Origin of the sequence: Flavobacterium sp. LC2016-23, assembly GCF_009674775.1 — a bacterium.
GTDB lineage: Bacteria > Bacteroidota > Bacteroidia > Flavobacteriales > Flavobacteriaceae > Flavobacterium.
The window spans coordinates 58,883-74,557 of sequence record NZ_WKKE01000013.1; the positions used below are offsets into that span (position 1 = coordinate 58,883).

The following is a 15,675-nucleotide window of genomic DNA, read 5'->3' on the forward strand; positions in this document are numbered from 1 at the left end:
ATGGTTTAATCGTTTAATCGTAAATTTGTTTAATTGTGATTAGTCGGATTTATTCTTTTGAAAGATAGTATTTTTTTAAATTATTTATTTGATTACAAATTTTTTCAAGTTTCTCACGACATTGAATATATTCCTCTTCTACTATATAATTAAGATCTCTCGAAATGATTAAGTGACTTAAAGTTTCCATTGCTGATGAGTATGAAATAGTCAAAAAATGGACTTTATCCTTATTCGTATTTCTAGATGTTCCTTCTGCAATGTTTGTCGCGATTGAAGAAGAGCTTCTTTTTATTTGAGAAGTTATTCCGTATAATTCATGGGAAGGAAATTTACCAGTTAATTTGTAGATATCCAAAATAAATATTCTTGAATTTTGCCAGACTTCCAACTTTTCAAAAGAAAAAAGATACATTTGTTTGGGATTTATTTGTTTAATCGTTTATTTGTTTTGACAGCTTTCGATTAAACGATTTAACAAATAAACGATTAACCACGTATTTAAAATTGCGTTTCCAGCTTAATGTAATCAAGAAATTCTCTTTTCGTTTGAGGATCTTTAAATTTACCGCCAAATTCAGACGTTACGGTGCTGCTCTCGATATCTTTAATTCCTCTTGAATTGACGCAAAGGTGTTTTGCATCAATAACGCAGGCAACATCTTCCGTTCCAAGCGCTTTTTGTAATTCCTGAACGATTTGCATCGTAAGACGTTCCTGAACCTGAGGTCTTTTGGCATAATATTCAACAATACGGTTCATTTTAGATAAACCAATAACTCTTCCGCTGGAAATGTAAGCTACGTGGGCTCTTCCTATAATCGGTAATAAATGATGTTCGCAGGTAGAATAAAGCGTAATGTTTTTCTCTACTAACATTTCGCCATACTTGTAATTATTCTCAAAAGTAGAGGCTTTTGGTTTTTTTGAAGGGTTAAGACCACCAAAAATCTCTTTTACAAACATTTTAGCTACTCTGTTTGGAGTACCTTTTATGCTGTCATCTGTCAAATCCATTCCAAGAGTCTGAAGGATGTTTTCGACATCTTTTTTTATTTGTTCTATTTTTTCATCATCACTTAGATCAAAAGCGTCCTGTCTTAAAGGGTTTTGTGCATTGCTGCTAAAATGATTGTCTCCTATTTCGTCTAAAAAATCTTCGTTATTTATCATTAAAAACTACTATTATAATGGGTATATCTTTTTAAGGCGGTAAAGATAATTAATAAAAAGCAAACCTTTTCTATCGTTATTACTATTTAGTGGTTAGTTTTTGGATATAATTTAAAATAAAAGCAAATCAGTATTTTTTAAAATAAAAAAGGCAATAACCTAAATGAGTTATTGCCTTTCGTCTTTTTTGTTTTTGGGTTATTTTTTATTGTAAACCAAAAGCGCTTCTTTTAAAACATTTACGGCGCTTATTAAATCTTTTTTATTTAAAACATAGGCAATTCGAACCTGGTTTAAACCCATTCCCGGAGTGGAATAAAATCCTGCTGCAGGAGCAACCATTACAGTTTCTCCGTTCAGATCATAACTTTCTAAAAGCCATTGTGCAAATTTATCTGCATCATCAATTGGTAATTGGGCAATGCAATAAAACGCACCTTTGGGTTTGGTTACGATGACACCTTCAATTTTATTTAATTCGGTAATCAAGGTATCACGACGGCTTTTGTATTCTGAAATCACTTCGTCAAAATAGCTCTGAGGTGTATCTATAGCAGCTTCACAAGCAATTTGTTCAATAGTAGGAGGGCTCAGACGGGCCTGTGCAAATTTCATGACAGTTGCCAAAACGTCTTTGTTTTTTGTTACCAGACAACCAATTCTCGCTCCACACATACTGTAACGTTTAGAAACAGAATCGACCATGATTACATTTTGCTGTACCTCCTCCAGGTTCATGACAGAATAATGAACATCATCAGAATCATAAAGAAATTCACGGTACACTTCATCTGCAATTAAATACAAATCGTGCTTTTTGATCAGGCTTGCCAATTGCTTAATTTCAGCTTCCGTATACAAATAACCCGTTGGATTTCCGGGATTACAAATTAAAATAGCTTTCGTTCTTGGTGTAATTAATTTTTCTACCTCTTGAATATTGGGTAAGGCAAATCCATTTTCGATGGAAGAAATTACAGGAATTACTGTCGCACTGGTCGATGAGGCAAATGCATGATAATTGGCATAAAAAGGTTCCGGAATAATGATTTCATCTCCGGGGTCTGTTATAGTGGCGAGTGCAAACAATAAGGCTTCAGAACCACCGGTAGTGATAATGATATCTTCTGAGTTGACATTTACATTCTGACGCTGGTAAAACTGAGCTAATTTTTTTCGATAACTTTCATATCCGGCAGAAGGACTGTATTCTATAAGAGTTAAATCAATATTTTTTACCGCCTCGATGGCCACTTCGGGTGTCTTGATATCCGGTTGACCAATGTTTAAGTGATACACCTTGTGTCCTTTTTGTTTGGCAATATCTGCAAAAGGAGCAAGCTTGCGTATCGGTGATTCGGGCATGTTTCTGCCTTTTAGTGAAATTGTTGGCATGTGCTTTATTATTGAAGTGCAAATTTGCATTTTTTTTTCGAATTTAGCGTAAACAATAATGGGACTTATTAAAATGTAACAATTATCAATAATTTTATTAATTTTATGGTAAAAAAATATAAATGAAAAAATATATTATATTGTTTTTTGGTGTTTTAACACCTTTTTTGATTAATGCTCAAAATGATTTTTTGATGGATAACCATCATTCAAAAGTCACTATTCCCTTTAAGTTGATAAACAATCTTGTTTTTATTCCTATAAAAGTAAACGGGGTTGAATTAAATTTTTTACTGGATTCCGGAGTCGAAGAAACCATTTTGTTCAGTATGGAAGAGAAGCAGGAAGTCCGCTTTAATAATATTGAAAAAATAAAACTCAGAGGATTGGGAAGTGAAGAAGAAATTGAAGGACTAAAATCAACCCATAATATATTAGAAAGCCATGGTTTAAAATCAATAAACCATTTGGTATATATCATTTTGGATCAGAATTTTAATTTGTCTTCTCATATTGGAATTCCTGTAAACGGAATCATCGGGTACAAGTTTTTTAAAAATAATATAGTTGAAATTAATTATCAGCGGAAGAAAGTTATTGTACACTCCAATAACGAAAAGGTGAGAGAGAGGCTTCAGAAAAAATTCAAATCGATTCCGATTACAATAGAAAAATCAAAACCTTATATTCAGACGACGGCTGTTGTTGGAGACCAGGAGGTGGCTGCTAAATTACTTGTCGACATTGGCAATAGTGATGCTTTTTGGGTTTTTGAAAATGATAAAATAAAATTGCCAAAAAAGAATTTTCCTGATTTTTTAGGAAAAGGTTTTAGCGGGGACATTGAAGGTCATCGCGCTAAAATTTCAAAATTTTCGATAGCCGATTTTGATTTTAAAAATCCCATTGTTTCTTTTCCGGATTCGACATCGATTCGAAATGTAAAAATGGTTCCGGGACGGGTTGGGTCACTGGGAGGAGAAGTTTTGAAAAGATTTACATTAGTTTTAGATTATGCCGACAAGAAATTATACCTGAAAAAAAACAGCAAATTTTCAGAACCGTTTACTTATAACAAAAGCGGAATTACAGTTCAGCATAATGGTTTGCAATGGGTACAGGAAACGGTGCGTTTACAGACCGTGCAAGTCGCTACCTCTATGGCAGACGTGAATGAAACTTTAAATAAAAATGACAATTTCAGGTATAAATTTTTATTAAAACCGGTGTATGAAATCGTAAATATCAGGAAGTTTTCTGCTGCGGAAAAATGTGGGTTGAGGAAGGGTGATATAATTGTAAGTATCAATAAAGTAGTTCCGTATAAATTTACCCTACAGCAAATTAACGCCCTTTTAAAGTCTGAAGAAGACATCTGGATTACTTTAGAAGTAGAAAGAAACAGCTTAATCTTAAAATTCAGATTTAAGCTTGAAGACGAATTATAATTTTAACCTCATAATAAACCTGCTTTGGTTCAAATAATAGTAAATTAGTATCATTTTAAAACACATTTGTATTTGCTTTGAATTAATAAGAAAAATACTCTTTTTATTTGAAGTAGCCCGCTATTTTCTTATGTTTACAGAAAAATAATATCTTATGGTAAAAAGCTACACCAAATTCTTACATGTAATATTGTTTTTTGTTTTTTTTTCCTTTTTATCCGGCAACATTCAGGCACAATGTGCAGGAGATGATGGTGAACTTACCGTTTGTGATATTCCTAACCTTGCAAATAGATCTATTGATTTATATGCAGCATTAGGAGGAACGCCAACAGCCGGAGGAACCTGGTCAGACGATGATGAATCCGGAGGATTAAATGCAAATACAGGAGTCTTAAATGCGCATCTTATTCGCCAAAGCAGAACATACCGTTATACGTATACTGTAAATGGCGGTGCAGGATGTACAGATAATTCCGCTGTAGTTACTGTTACGATTGGTGGATATTCCGGTGTTGCCTCAAATTCTACACAATGCAGTGCAAATATAACTTTTAACCTTTTTGAGGCTTTTAATGGTCTCTTTTTAGGACCACAGGATAACGGACAATGGTACGATAACACTACCAATAAAAAAGTAGATCCCGTCATTAATATTTCTGAATTTGAAGGAGATTATGGATTTACGTATACCATGCCTGCTATCGGTAGTTGTCCTGCCGTATCTTCAACAGCAGTTATTACAGTTGTCAGGGCTCCAAAGGCCGGAGTTGCTGTAAATCTGTCTTTATGCGCAACGGATGGTCTGTCGGCATATAACAACTTTGATCTTAATAATTTACTGAAAGACCAGGATCCGAACGGAACGTGGAGAGATGGCAATCGAATCAGCACAGGTGAATTAACATTTGCCGGAGACCGTTTTGTTGATATTGAAAAGATATATGACAGATTTGGAGAAGGATACTATTACTTTGCTTACAAAGTTTTATCGCCAAAACCAATTTGTCTGGACGAAGAAAGAGTTACATGGATCAGACTGGAGAAAAAGCTTGACTTTACCGGGGCAACTGTCACTGTCAATCATGATATCTGTGAAACCGAAATAGGAACGGCAAGCTATTCCGTTACCATTAAAAAGGGAGCTGCCGCTATTCCTAATGGGCCTTATAATGTGACATTTCGGGTTTCCGGACCCAACGGAAAAACAGATATAGTAACAGCAAATTTTAATAACGGTACACTTGTATTTCCGATAGATTCAAATTATTTTCAGCAGGTAGGAAGTTTTAATGTAGATATTTTAAGTATTTATAAAACCAATAGCGTAAGAATCTGTGCTAATATAATGGGAAATTTATCGGATGATTTAATTATCTACCCGTTACCGGATTTAGAAAATGCAAAGATAGCCCCGACAACAACCTGCCAAAACGAAGGTGCCCTGATACAAATTTCTGATGCCATAAAACTTGCGGACGGAATTTATGATCTCACTTATAATCTGGCAGGAGCCAATCAGGCATTCGGGCAAATAGTCAGAGTTACGTTTGTTGGGGGAAATGCTAGTTTTACGTTGTCTCCTAATTTAAGTTTTAATGCAGGAAATGCAGTACTGACAATAACAAATATTACGCATGTAGTTTCGCAATGCTCCAGTACCGCAAATGTGATTGGCAATATTCTAATAAATCCCTTGCCCAATACAGCAGCGGTACGAATGCAGATTAATAATGTATGTTTTGAGAATCCTGTTGCGGTTTCAATGAGCGGATTGGGGAGTTTAACAGATATCTCCTTATCCTATACTGTTACCAATAACACTAGTTCTATACCGCTGACGGTTACTTTGCCGGTGTCAGGAGGAACCACAAGTTTTATACTTCCTTCCACTGCAGTTTCAAATCCCGGATCTTATACAGTTTCTATCTTAAAATTGACGAATAATGAGAATGGCTGCGGTGCTACGCTAAGCAATTTATCTTATGCATTCCTGATAAATCCAATTCCGGCTGCCCCGAACGCAGTGTCTCAGCGCTTTTGTAAAGTCGATAACGCAACAGTAGCCAGCTTGCAGCCTAACGGCGCCCAATACAAATGGTACGCTTCCGAAACGGCAACTACACCTCTGGCCGCCAACTATGTTTTACAATCGGAAAATTATTATGTGAGAGAGACTTCTCCTGCCGGCTGTACGTCAGAAGCAACAATGATTTCGGTTACCATAAATGATCCTGCTCCTCCCGAATTAAATTCAGAAGGTTCAGGTTTTTGCGGACTGGATAATCCCACGATTCTGGACTTGTCTAATCGCACCAATTTACCTGCTTCGGTAGTCTGGTATGATGCTCAGATTAATGGAAACCTATTGCCTTCGACTACACCTTTGGTTGAAAATGGAAAATATTACGGATTTGATTTTTCAGGCGATAATTGTATTTCAGAAAAAAGTATTGAAGTTGTCGTATCGCTTACGAATTGTGATGCTCCCGAAAATCTTTTTATCCCTGACGGATTTTCTCCTAACGGAGATGGCGTAAATGACGCTTTCGTGATTCCGGATATTGACTTTTTGTACCCGGATTATATACTTGAAATTTACAACAGATACGGAAACCGAATGTATAAAGGCTTTAAAAATAAACCGGGATGGGACGGAATAAATTATGAAGCAGGCGGCATCGCTGGCGGAGTAGCAGTGAACGGGGTTTATTTTTACATTCTCCATTTTAATAAAGATAATAAACCACCTAAGCAAGGTCGTCTTTATTTAAATAGATAATTCATTGTTGCCTTTTTTAATATGACTTTCAAATGAAAAAAATAATATTTTTTATAAGTTTTCTCTTTTATATAACCTCAGTTTCTGCACAGCAGGATCCGGAGTACACCCATTATATGTATAATATGAGTGTGGTGAATCCGGCATATGCAACAGGAACTCCCGCAATGCTGAATCTTGGAGGGCTCTACAGAACCCAGTGGGTGGGAGCTTACGGTGCCCCGAAAACGTTTACATTTTTCGGGCACACGGCGGTAAGTGATAAGATAGAAGTGGGATTGTCATTAGTTTCAGATGATATTGGGGATGGTGCCAAAAAAGAAAATAATTTTTATGCTGATTTTGCTTATGTCCTGAATTTAGGTGGGAAAAATAAGCTTTCACTCGGACTAAAAGCCGGGTTTACTTCCCTGCAGACTAATTTTAACGGATTTAAGTTCACGGATCCGGAAACGGATCTTGCATTCGCTCAAAACATAAACGTAACAAGACCTAACATAGGAATCGGAGCTTACTATTTCAGAAATAATTTTTATGCCGGATTATCGGCCCCAAATCTGTTAAGTTCCAAACATATTGAAGAAAAATCAGGAATAAACACTTACGGATCAGAAGCAATTCATACTTTTTTAACGGCCGGATATGTTTTTCAGATTAATGACATGGTAAAATTGAAACCGGCCTTTATGTCAAAATTTGTGAAAGGAGCCCCAATGACTTTTGATCTGACGGCGAATGTTTTGTATAACAATAAATTTGAATTAGGCGCGGCTTACCGATTAGGTGATGCGGTGAGTGCCTTAGCCAATATCAATGTTACGCCATCGCTTAGAGTGGGTTATGCCTATGACTATACACTTTCAAACCTGGGACAGTTTAATTCAGGAACACATGAAATTATGCTGCTATTTGATTTAGATTTATTAGGAAAAGGATATGATAAATCACCAAGATTCTTCTAAAATGAAAAATATGAAAAAAATACTCGTTGTTATATTCGTATTTTTAATACAGTTTATAAACGCCCAGGATCAGGATTTGGTACGAGCCAAACGATTTTTTGATAAAACCTATTACAGTGAATCTATTATTCTATATGAAAAACTAGCGGAACAAAAACCTTCACAGGAGGTCATTAAAAATTTGGCCGATTCGTATTATTATACCAATGATCTAATAAAAGCACAGCGTTATTACAGGCTTTTGTTTAAAAGCTATGATAAAGACCTGGATCGGGAATATTATTACAGATATGCACAAACCCTAAAAGCAACTAACAGTTACGATGATGCAAATGCTGCTTTAAAAGAATATTATTCAAAATCAGCCAATACGGAAGATTTTGTTTCTTTTGAAAAAGAGCTGAAAGAATTAGAAAATGTCTCGGCCATTGGGAATCGTTTTGAAATTAAAAACCTGGCCATAAATACGCCTAACTCTGAATTTGGGGCGGTTAAATACAATGATAATCTGGTCTTTGCCGCAGTAAAACTAAAACCCGGATTGCTGGATAAAAAGTTTAAATGGGACAATGAGACCTATCTGAATTTAGTCAAAGTACCATTAAAGAATAGTAATTCCGCGGATTCTATTGTGGATTATTTCGCAAAGGAATTAAAAACCGGAATGCACGAATCAAATGCCGTTTTTACCAAAGACGGAAAGACGATTTATTTTACCCGTAATAATTCCAAAAACGGCAAGAAAAGAAAAAATGACCAGAAGATTTCCAATCTTCAGATTTTCAAAGCCGAATTAGTGGAGGGGAAATGGACAAATGTAACCTCGCTTCCGTTTAATAGTGCAGACTATTCTGTAGAACATCCGGCTTTGAGCGCTGATGAAAAGATACTGTATTTCTCTTCTGATATGCCCGGATCGCTAGGTTCATTTGATATTTATGCCGTAAATATCAATAAGGGAGCATTTGATACGCCCAAAAACCTTGGCCCTGTTATCAATACCAATAAAAGAGAACAGTTTCCTTTTGCTTCGCCGGACAATAAACTTTATTTTTCTTCAGACGGACATTTGGGATATGGTTCGCTGGATGTCTTTGTTTCCGAAATTAACGGAAATGAGTATTCAAAACCGGTCAATATTGGTTTGCCTTTAAACTCTAATTCAGATGATTTTTCATTTACGATTTCAGACAGCAAAGAAGGTTATTTTGCTTCGAACAGAGAAGGCGGTAAAGGAAAAGACGATATTTATCAGTTTAAAGAAATCAAAGATCTGATTGTAGAAGACTGCAAACAATTTATTGCAGGAACCATTACAGATGTGAGTACGAAACTAGCATTAGAAAATGCAACCGTTATACTGCAGGATGCAGATAAAAAAACACTAAGTACCAGTACTACAGCTGCAGATGGTAAATTTAGTTTTACGGTTCCCTGCGAAAGTTCTTTTACGGTTGTAGCCTTTAAAGAAAAGTATACGAATGAGTCCCGATCAATTTCTTCCGGTAAAACGAGAGGTGCGGGCAATGATGCTTCCATGGCACTTAAGTCGTTGGACGCAATTCGATTAGAAGAACAGCAGATCGCCGAAAACAAGAAGAAAGAAGAGGAGCGTCTTGTTGTGGAGAAAAAAGAGAAAGAAGCTTTGGCAGTGATAGCGTTAAAAGAAGCGGAGAAAAAAGCAAAGACAGATGAAATTGTCGCTTCTGAAATTAAGAAAAAAGAAAAAGTAGAGCAGATTTTAAAGCAGGAGAAAGATGTGGTAAGAGACAAAGACCGATTGATTATAAAGACCGATCCTATTTATTTCGATTACAATATGTGGTACATCCGCAAGGAATCTAAAGTAGTTTTAGGCAGGGTTGTGGCCCTGATGAAAAAATATCCCGGAATGGTGATCGAAATAGGATCGCATACAGATTCCAGGGGTAACGCAAAGTTTAATGAAAATTTATCGCAGAAAAGAGCTTCTTCAACACGGGAATTTTTACTGGAATCAGGCATTGAGGCCAGTAGAGTAATAGCAAAAGGCTACGGAGAATCGGTACCTATTATAAAATGTAAAACAGATGACTCCTGCACAGAAGAAGAACACGAACTGAACAGACGAAGTGAGTTCGTGATTAAAAATTTATAGAGTACGAATCTTACGAAACCAAACCCGCCAGATTTTCAAAACCTGGCGGGTTTGTGCTTTAATAATTTGAATTTTTAATTTAGAAGCTTTTTTTTGGCTTCTTTTTTATTTAATTTTATAGAATAACAATGAACCTAAAAAAAATAATTATGAAAAATCTAACCATATCCTGTTTACTACTAGCCTGTATTGGACTGCAAAGCTGTAAAAAAAATGAAAATCAGAAAGAGGCAGAAGCTGCTAAAGCGGATTCCGAAAAGATTGTAAGTTCCGAATGTTACAAGGCAGTATATGAAAAAGATACGATTGATTTAAAACTGAATACCTTAAAAAGTGGAAAACTAAGCGGAAACATGGTTATGAAAGTTGATGGTGCTCCTGAAAAAACAGGTGAAATCGCAGGAGAATTTCATGGAGATACCTTGTTTGCGGATTATACTTTTCAGGAAATAACCAATAAAAATAAAACGTTCAAAAATCCAATGGCATTTCTAAAACGTGAGAAACAACTTATTTTAGGAAACGGAACCATGCAGACTACGATGGGAGTTACTTATTTGGTTAAAGATAAACCTATCGATTTTGAACGGGTGAAATATAAATTTGATGTTGCTGAGTGCATGGAGAAATCAAAATAAAAAATACATTTTAAATCCGACAGGTTTTTAAAACCTGTCGCGTTTGTTTCATAAAAAAAGCCGTTTCAAATAGAAACGGCTTTTGCTATTATTGTTAAATTTAATTCTTTATAAGACTTCTCCTTTGATTTTAAGGGCGACTCTGCCATCAGGATAATTTACGGCATTGGTCTCTACTGTAATGGTTTTACGGATTGGACCGGCGGACATATTGTACTTGACATCAATTTTTCCTTTTTTTCCAGGCTGAATTGCAGCGGCAGGTTTTGTTACCACTATCGAGCTAACTGTAGATTCTGCTCCGATGATTAATAAAGGGGCATCTCCGGTATTGGTAAATTCGAAAGATCGAAGTCCGTTATCATTTTTTGAGATTTTTCCGTAATCAATGGTATTGTCCGGGGCTGAAAATTCAATTTTTGGCCCGTTTTGTGCATACCCAATTGTACTAAACAATGCGATTACAATAAAAGTGGCTACATTTTTCATGCGAATTTTTTTTTTAAGTTGTAAGTAAATATACTTTGTTTTAATTAATACACAAATTATTATTTCTCTTTTTATAATGTACTTAATTATTTACTTTTGCTGTCAGTTACAATTACAAAAATTGAACCAATTTTGTTTTGGTTTAATTGTTTAACTGTTTAGTCATTTAATTGATTCATAAAATTTTGGTTTCAATGTACCAAAAAGCGATCACCGATTAAGAACGCAGTGACTAAACAAACCAGCAATTTAACAATTAAACAATTACACCAATTAAAGATTAAACATATCCACGATTAAACAAACCTATAAATGAGTATTCCTGCACAATTTGACGCTAAGACGATCGAGAACAAATGGTATGATTACTGGATGAAAAACAACTATTTTCATTCAGAACCAGATCATAGAACACCTTATACAATTGTAATTCCGCCGCCAAACGTCACAGGAGTCCTTCACATGGGGCATATGTTGAATAATACCATTCAGGATGTTTTAATTCGCCGAGCACGTCTTAAAGGATTTAATGCCTGCTGGGTTCCGGGAACAGATCACGCATCCATTGCTACAGAAGCAAAAGTAGTAGCCAAACTGAAAGCGGAAGGAATCAATAAAAATGATTTAACACGTGAAGAATTTTTGGCCCATGCCTGGGAGTGGACCGATAAATACGGTGGTGTAATTTTAGACCAGCTTAAAAAATTAGGGGCTTCCTGCGACTGGGAACGTACTAAATTTACTATGGATCCGGACATGTCGGCTTCTGTAATTCGTTCTTTTGTTGATTTATACAACAAAGGATTAATTTACAGAGGATACCGAATGGTAAACTGGGATCCGGAAGCGAAAACCACTTTGTCTGACGAAGAAGTAATTTACGAAGAACAACAAGGGAAATTATTTTTCCTAAAATATAAAATCGAAGGTTCTGAAGATTTCTTAACCATCGCCACAACACGTCCTGAAACAATTTTTGGGGATACTGCTATCTGCATCAATCCGAATGACGAACGTTTTACACATTTAAAAGGTAAAAGCGCCATTGTTCCAATTTGCGGAAGAGTAATTCCGATTATTGAAGATGACTATGTAGATATCGAATTCGGAACGGGCTGCCTGAAAGTAACTCCGGCGCACGATATGAACGATAAAACGTTAGGCGAGAAACATAATCTTGAAATCGTAGATATTTTCAATGAAGATGCTACGTTAAATAGCTTCGGACTGCATTATCAGGGCAAAGACCGTTTTGTGGTTCGTACCGAGATCGCAAAAGAATTAGAAGAAATTGGAGCTTTGGCGAAAACCGAAATCCATTTGAATAAAGTGGGAACGTCAGAAAGAACCAAAGCGGTAATCGAACCAAGATTATCTGATCAATGGTTCTTGAAAATGGAAGATTTAGTAAAACCGGCAATTAAATCAGTTTTGGTTGACGGAGATATTAAATTACATCCAAAGCGTTTCGAAAATACGTATGCGCACTGGCTGAATAATATCCGTGACTGGAATATTTCCCGTCAGTTATGGTGGGGACAACAAATCCCGGCCTATTATTACGGAGACGGAAAAGAAGATTTCGTAGTAGCAGAAAATATCGAAGAGGCTTTAAAATTAGCGAAAGAAAAAACCAACAACCAACAGCTAACAACTAACAACCTTAAACAAGATGTTGATGCCTTAGATACCTGGTTTTCATCCTGGTTATGGCCAATGTCTGTTTTTGGAGGAATTATGGATCCGGAAAGTGAAGATTTTAAATATTACTATCCAACCAATGATTTGGTAACCGGTCCGGATATTTTGTTTTTCTGGGTGGCGAGAATGATTATTGCAGGTTACGAATATGCCGGAGAAAAACCATTCACCAATGTGTATCTGACAGGTTTAGTACGCGACAAACAGCGTCGTAAAATGTCTAAATCATTAGGGAATTCCCCTGATCCTTTAGATTTAATCGATACATTCGGTGCCGATGGTGTTCGTGTAGGATTGCTTTTAAGCGCTTCTGCCGGAAACGATATTATGTTTGATGAAGAATTGTGTAACCAGGGGAAAGCATTCTCTAATAAGATTTGGAATGCCTTTAAACTGATCAAAGGATGGGAAGTTTCAGCAACTATTCCACAGCCGGAATCTTCAAAAGTAGCCATCGAATGGTATGAAGCGAAATTGCAGCAAACTCTGGTTGATATTGAAGACAACTTCGAGAAATACAGAATTTCAGACTCGTTAATGGCCATTTATAAACTGGTTTGGGATGATTTCTGTTCGTGGTTCCTTGAAATGATTAAACCGGCATACCAGCAGCCAATTGACAAAGCAACGTTTGACAAAGCCATCGAAATGTTAGAAAGCAACCTGAAATTGCTGCATCCGTTTATGCCTTTCCTGACAGAGGAAATCTGGCATTTAATTGCTGACAGAACTCCGGAAGAAGCTCTAATTGTTTCGACCTGGCCCGAATTAAAATCATTTGATGCAAAATTAATAACCGATTTTGAAAATTCAATTGAAGTAATTTCCGGAATCAGAACCATTCGTAAAGACAAAAATATTCCGTTTAAGGATGCGATTGAGCTGAAAGCCGTAAACAACGATAAAGCTTCTACTTACTTTGATTCGGTGATTACTAAATTAGGAAACATTACGTTATTGGAATATGTTTCTGATAAAGTAGACGGTGCATTATCTTTCCGTGTAAAATCAAACGAATATTTTATTCCGATTACCGGAAATATTGACGTTGAAGCTGAAATTGCAAAACTGAATGCAGAATTGGTATATACGCAAGGTTTCTTAAAATCAGTTCAGTCGAAGCTGGCCAACGAAAAATTTGTTGCCGGAGCACCGGAAAAAGTTTTGGCTAACGAAAGACAAAAAGAATCGGATGCATTGGCAAAAATTGCTACCATTGAGCAAAGTTTAGCCGGTTTGAAATAAGAATCAGGTTTTCTATAAATAAAAAAATGGGCTGTCTTTTTTAAGACAGCCCATTTTTTTTACTGTTTGTCATTCCGAGGAACGAAGGAATCTCATGTGCTAAATCCACACCGTAAATTGCGCTCCGGATGTCATTTCGACGAAGGAGAAATCACATGTGCTAAATCCACACCGTACGATGCACTCCGGATGTCATTTGACGAAGGAGAAATCACATGTGCTAAATCGCACTATACGTTGCGCTCCGGATGTTCATTTCGACGAAGGAGAAATGACAATACTATCGGATATAAATAATTTTCAAAGAGATATTGTGCTTATTTCCTTCTCCTCAAAAGCAAAAACAACGGATAAGAAATTAAGGTAATCGCAACGATAATTCCGAAACCTTTAGGATCACTATAAATAAAACCGAGCAGTAGGGCAAGCGAAACCACAATGGCTAAGATCGTCAGCCACGGATGCCATTTCGAACGGTAGGGTCTTGGTAAATCGGGTTCTGTAGTTCTTAATTTCAAAAGAGAGAAATAAGCCAGTCCCCATACAATAATAGAAGTAAAGGCCGCAAATGAAAACAATACTTCAAATGAACCGATACAAATTAAAAATAAACTGAATAAGGACGACACTAACAAGGCAATAATAGGAGTACCACCTTTGTTGACTTTTGTTCCTTTTTCGATGAAAAAACCATCCCTGCTTAATCCGAATAAGATTCTTGGCGGAATCATCATAAAAGCATTCAAAATACTAATCAGTGAAAAAATAGAAATTACGATTACTATAACAGCTCCGTTTTTCCCAAAAATAATATTAGCAACATCAGCCGCCGCCAGATTAGATTTTGCTATGGTTTCAACTGATAAAACATGAAAAAAGGCGATATTCAATAGAACATAAATCGCAATAACAAGCAGAACACCGCTGTACAAGGATCGTGGAATATTTTTACCCGGATCATCATTTTCCTCTGCAAAAAAGCAAACGCTGTTCCAGCCATTATAGGTTCCGATGATTAACTGAAGCGATTTAAAAATGCCAAACAATAATCCAATCTGAAAGAAAGAATTGTCTTTTTGAATTACAGGTACTTTCACACCCGAATACATAAAACAGGCGACTACCAGACAGACAAAACAAATCACTTTTAGAAAACTCGTTATTTGCTGAAAGGCACTTCCGTTTTTTACACCGCTTAAATGCAGTAAGACGAAAGCGACTAATAAGGAAATAGCAATTACGGTTGAATAACTGGCCAGAACCGGAAACAGAATAATAATATATTCGCTGATCACAATACAATAAAAAGCGGGCGGAATGGCATTGGTAATATAATCAAACCAGCCCGATAAAAAACCGGCATAGTTGCCAAAAGCTCTTTTGATATAGTTGTAAGACCCTCCGGCTTTAGGAAGCATAGTCGCCAGTTCTGCATACGAATTGGCACCTATCAATACGAATAAACCGCCGAAAAGCCAGCAGGCAATAATAAGCCAGTAATTATCCAGTAACCCTGCAATGGTACCCGGCGTTCGTAAAATTCCAACTCCGATGGTACCTCCAATCAATACAGCGATATTAAAACTTAGACCGAGACTTTTCTTTAATTGGTTCTTTTTGGAATCTGACATGTTTACATTGTTTGTTTTTACTTGTTGGCAAAAGTAAATATAATTAAAACACTTTCTTTTGTTAAAAGCAAAAA

At 36.2% G+C, this 15,675-nt stretch carries 11 protein-coding genes; 6 read left to right on the forward strand and 5 right to left on the reverse strand.

The features are described 5' to 3' along the window. Positions 1 to 49 precede the first annotated feature (49 nt). The 3 genes from GJU43_RS12480 to GJU43_RS12490 all read right to left on the reverse strand — a co-directional run bounded on the left by GJU43_RS12480 (position 50) and on the right by GJU43_RS12490 (position 2,568). Positions 50 to 415, reverse strand: coding sequence for a four helix bundle protein (locus GJU43_RS12480; protein WP_154341087.1), 366 nt, complete (start codon positions 413 to 415; stop codon positions 50 to 52). A gap of 86 nt (positions 416 to 501) precedes the next feature. Continuing rightward, positions 502 to 1,173 carry a GTP cyclohydrolase I FolE gene (gene folE / locus GJU43_RS12485; protein ID WP_154341088.1) on the reverse strand — a complete coding sequence of 224 codons (672 nt, stop codon included), beginning with the start codon at positions 1,171 to 1,173 and terminating at the stop codon, positions 502 to 504. Between the two features lie 198 nt (positions 1,174 to 1,371). After that, on the reverse strand, positions 1,372 to 2,568 hold the full coding sequence (locus GJU43_RS12490) for a pyridoxal phosphate-dependent aminotransferase (RefSeq protein ID WP_154341089.1): 1,197 nt from the start codon (positions 2,566 to 2,568) through the stop codon (positions 1,372 to 1,374). Positions 2,569 to 2,690: 122 nt separating this feature from the next. Between GJU43_RS12490 and GJU43_RS12495 the strand changes: the two genes are divergently transcribed. The 5 genes from GJU43_RS12495 (at position 2,691) to GJU43_RS12515 (ending at position 10,535) form a co-directional block, all read left to right on the forward strand. Further along, entirely contained in the window at positions 2,691 to 4,016 is a 1,326-nt protein-coding gene (locus GJU43_RS12495; RefSeq protein WP_154341090.1) for a PDZ domain-containing protein, read from the forward strand. Positions 4,017 to 4,170: 154 nt separating this feature from the next. Continuing rightward, entirely contained in the window at positions 4,171 to 6,798 is a 2,628-nt protein-coding gene (locus tag GJU43_RS12500; RefSeq protein ID WP_154341091.1) for a gliding motility-associated C-terminal domain-containing protein, read from the forward strand. A 32-nt stretch (positions 6,799 to 6,830) separates the two neighbouring features. Further along, entirely contained in the window at positions 6,831 to 7,760 is a 930-nt protein-coding gene (locus GJU43_RS12505; protein ID WP_154341092.1) for a type IX secretion system membrane protein PorP/SprF, read from the forward strand. 10 nt (positions 7,761 to 7,770) lie between these two features. Next, positions 7,771 to 9,897, forward strand: coding sequence for an OmpA family protein (locus tag GJU43_RS12510; RefSeq protein WP_154341093.1), 2,127 nt, complete (start codon positions 7,771 to 7,773; stop codon positions 9,895 to 9,897). A gap of 149 nt (positions 9,898 to 10,046) precedes the next feature. Next, positions 10,047 to 10,535 (forward strand): hypothetical protein, encoded by a 489-nt coding sequence (locus GJU43_RS12515; RefSeq protein ID WP_154341094.1) that lies wholly within the window; start codon positions 10,047 to 10,049, stop codon positions 10,533 to 10,535. Positions 10,536 to 10,643: 108 nt separating this feature from the next. On the opposite strand, the gene GJU43_RS12520 is transcribed toward GJU43_RS12515, so the two are convergent. Continuing rightward, complete coding sequence (locus tag GJU43_RS12520; protein ID WP_154341095.1) at positions 10,644 to 11,024, reverse strand: DUF1573 domain-containing protein; 381 nt, start codon at positions 11,022 to 11,024, stop codon at positions 10,644 to 10,646. 312 nt (positions 11,025 to 11,336) lie between these two features. Between GJU43_RS12520 and GJU43_RS12525 the strand changes: the two genes are divergently transcribed. Further along, positions 11,337 to 13,970: a valine--tRNA ligase gene (locus tag GJU43_RS12525; protein ID WP_154341096.1), complete on the forward strand. Its 2,634-nt coding sequence runs from the start codon at positions 11,337 to 11,339 to the stop codon at positions 13,968 to 13,970. Positions 13,971 to 14,287: 317 nt separating this feature from the next. Here the strand turns inward: GJU43_RS12525 and GJU43_RS12530 are convergent, their stop codons facing one another. Continuing rightward, on the reverse strand, positions 14,288 to 15,601 hold the full coding sequence (locus tag GJU43_RS12530) for an APC family permease (RefSeq protein WP_154341097.1): 1,314 nt from the start codon (positions 15,599 to 15,601) through the stop codon (positions 14,288 to 14,290). Between the last annotated feature and the right edge of the window lie 74 nt (positions 15,602 to 15,675).

Coding starts and splice junctions, on each gene's coding strand:
- GJU43_RS12500 (WP_154341091.1), top strand. CDS start 4,171: ATGGTAAAAAGCTACACCAAATTCTTACATGTAATATTGTTTTTTGTT.
- GJU43_RS12525 (WP_154341096.1), top strand. CDS start 11,337: ATGAGTATTCCTGCACAATTTGACGCTAAGACGATCGAGAACAAATGG.
- GJU43_RS12530 (WP_154341097.1), bottom strand. CDS start 15,601: ATGTCAGATTCCAAAAAGAACCAATTAAAGAAAAGTCTCGGTCTAAGT.
- GJU43_RS12510 (WP_154341093.1), top strand. CDS start 7,771: ATGAAAAAAATACTCGTTGTTATATTCGTATTTTTAATACAGTTTATA.
- GJU43_RS12480 (WP_154341087.1), bottom strand. CDS start 415: ATGTATCTTTTTTCTTTTGAAAAGTTGGAAGTCTGGCAAAATTCAAGA.
- GJU43_RS12515 (WP_154341094.1), top strand. CDS start 10,047: ATGAAAAATCTAACCATATCCTGTTTACTACTAGCCTGTATTGGACTG.
- GJU43_RS12505 (WP_154341092.1), top strand. CDS start 6,831: ATGAAAAAAATAATATTTTTTATAAGTTTTCTCTTTTATATAACCTCA.
- folE (WP_154341088.1), bottom strand. CDS start 1,173: ATGATAAATAACGAAGATTTTTTAGACGAAATAGGAGACAATCATTTT.
- GJU43_RS12490 (WP_154341089.1), bottom strand. CDS start 2,568: ATGCCAACAATTTCACTAAAAGGCAGAAACATGCCCGAATCACCGATA.
- GJU43_RS12520 (WP_154341095.1), bottom strand. CDS start 11,024: ATGAAAAATGTAGCCACTTTTATTGTAATCGCATTGTTTAGTACAATT.
- GJU43_RS12495 (WP_154341090.1), top strand. CDS start 2,691: ATGAAAAAATATATTATATTGTTTTTTGGTGTTTTAACACCTTTTTTG.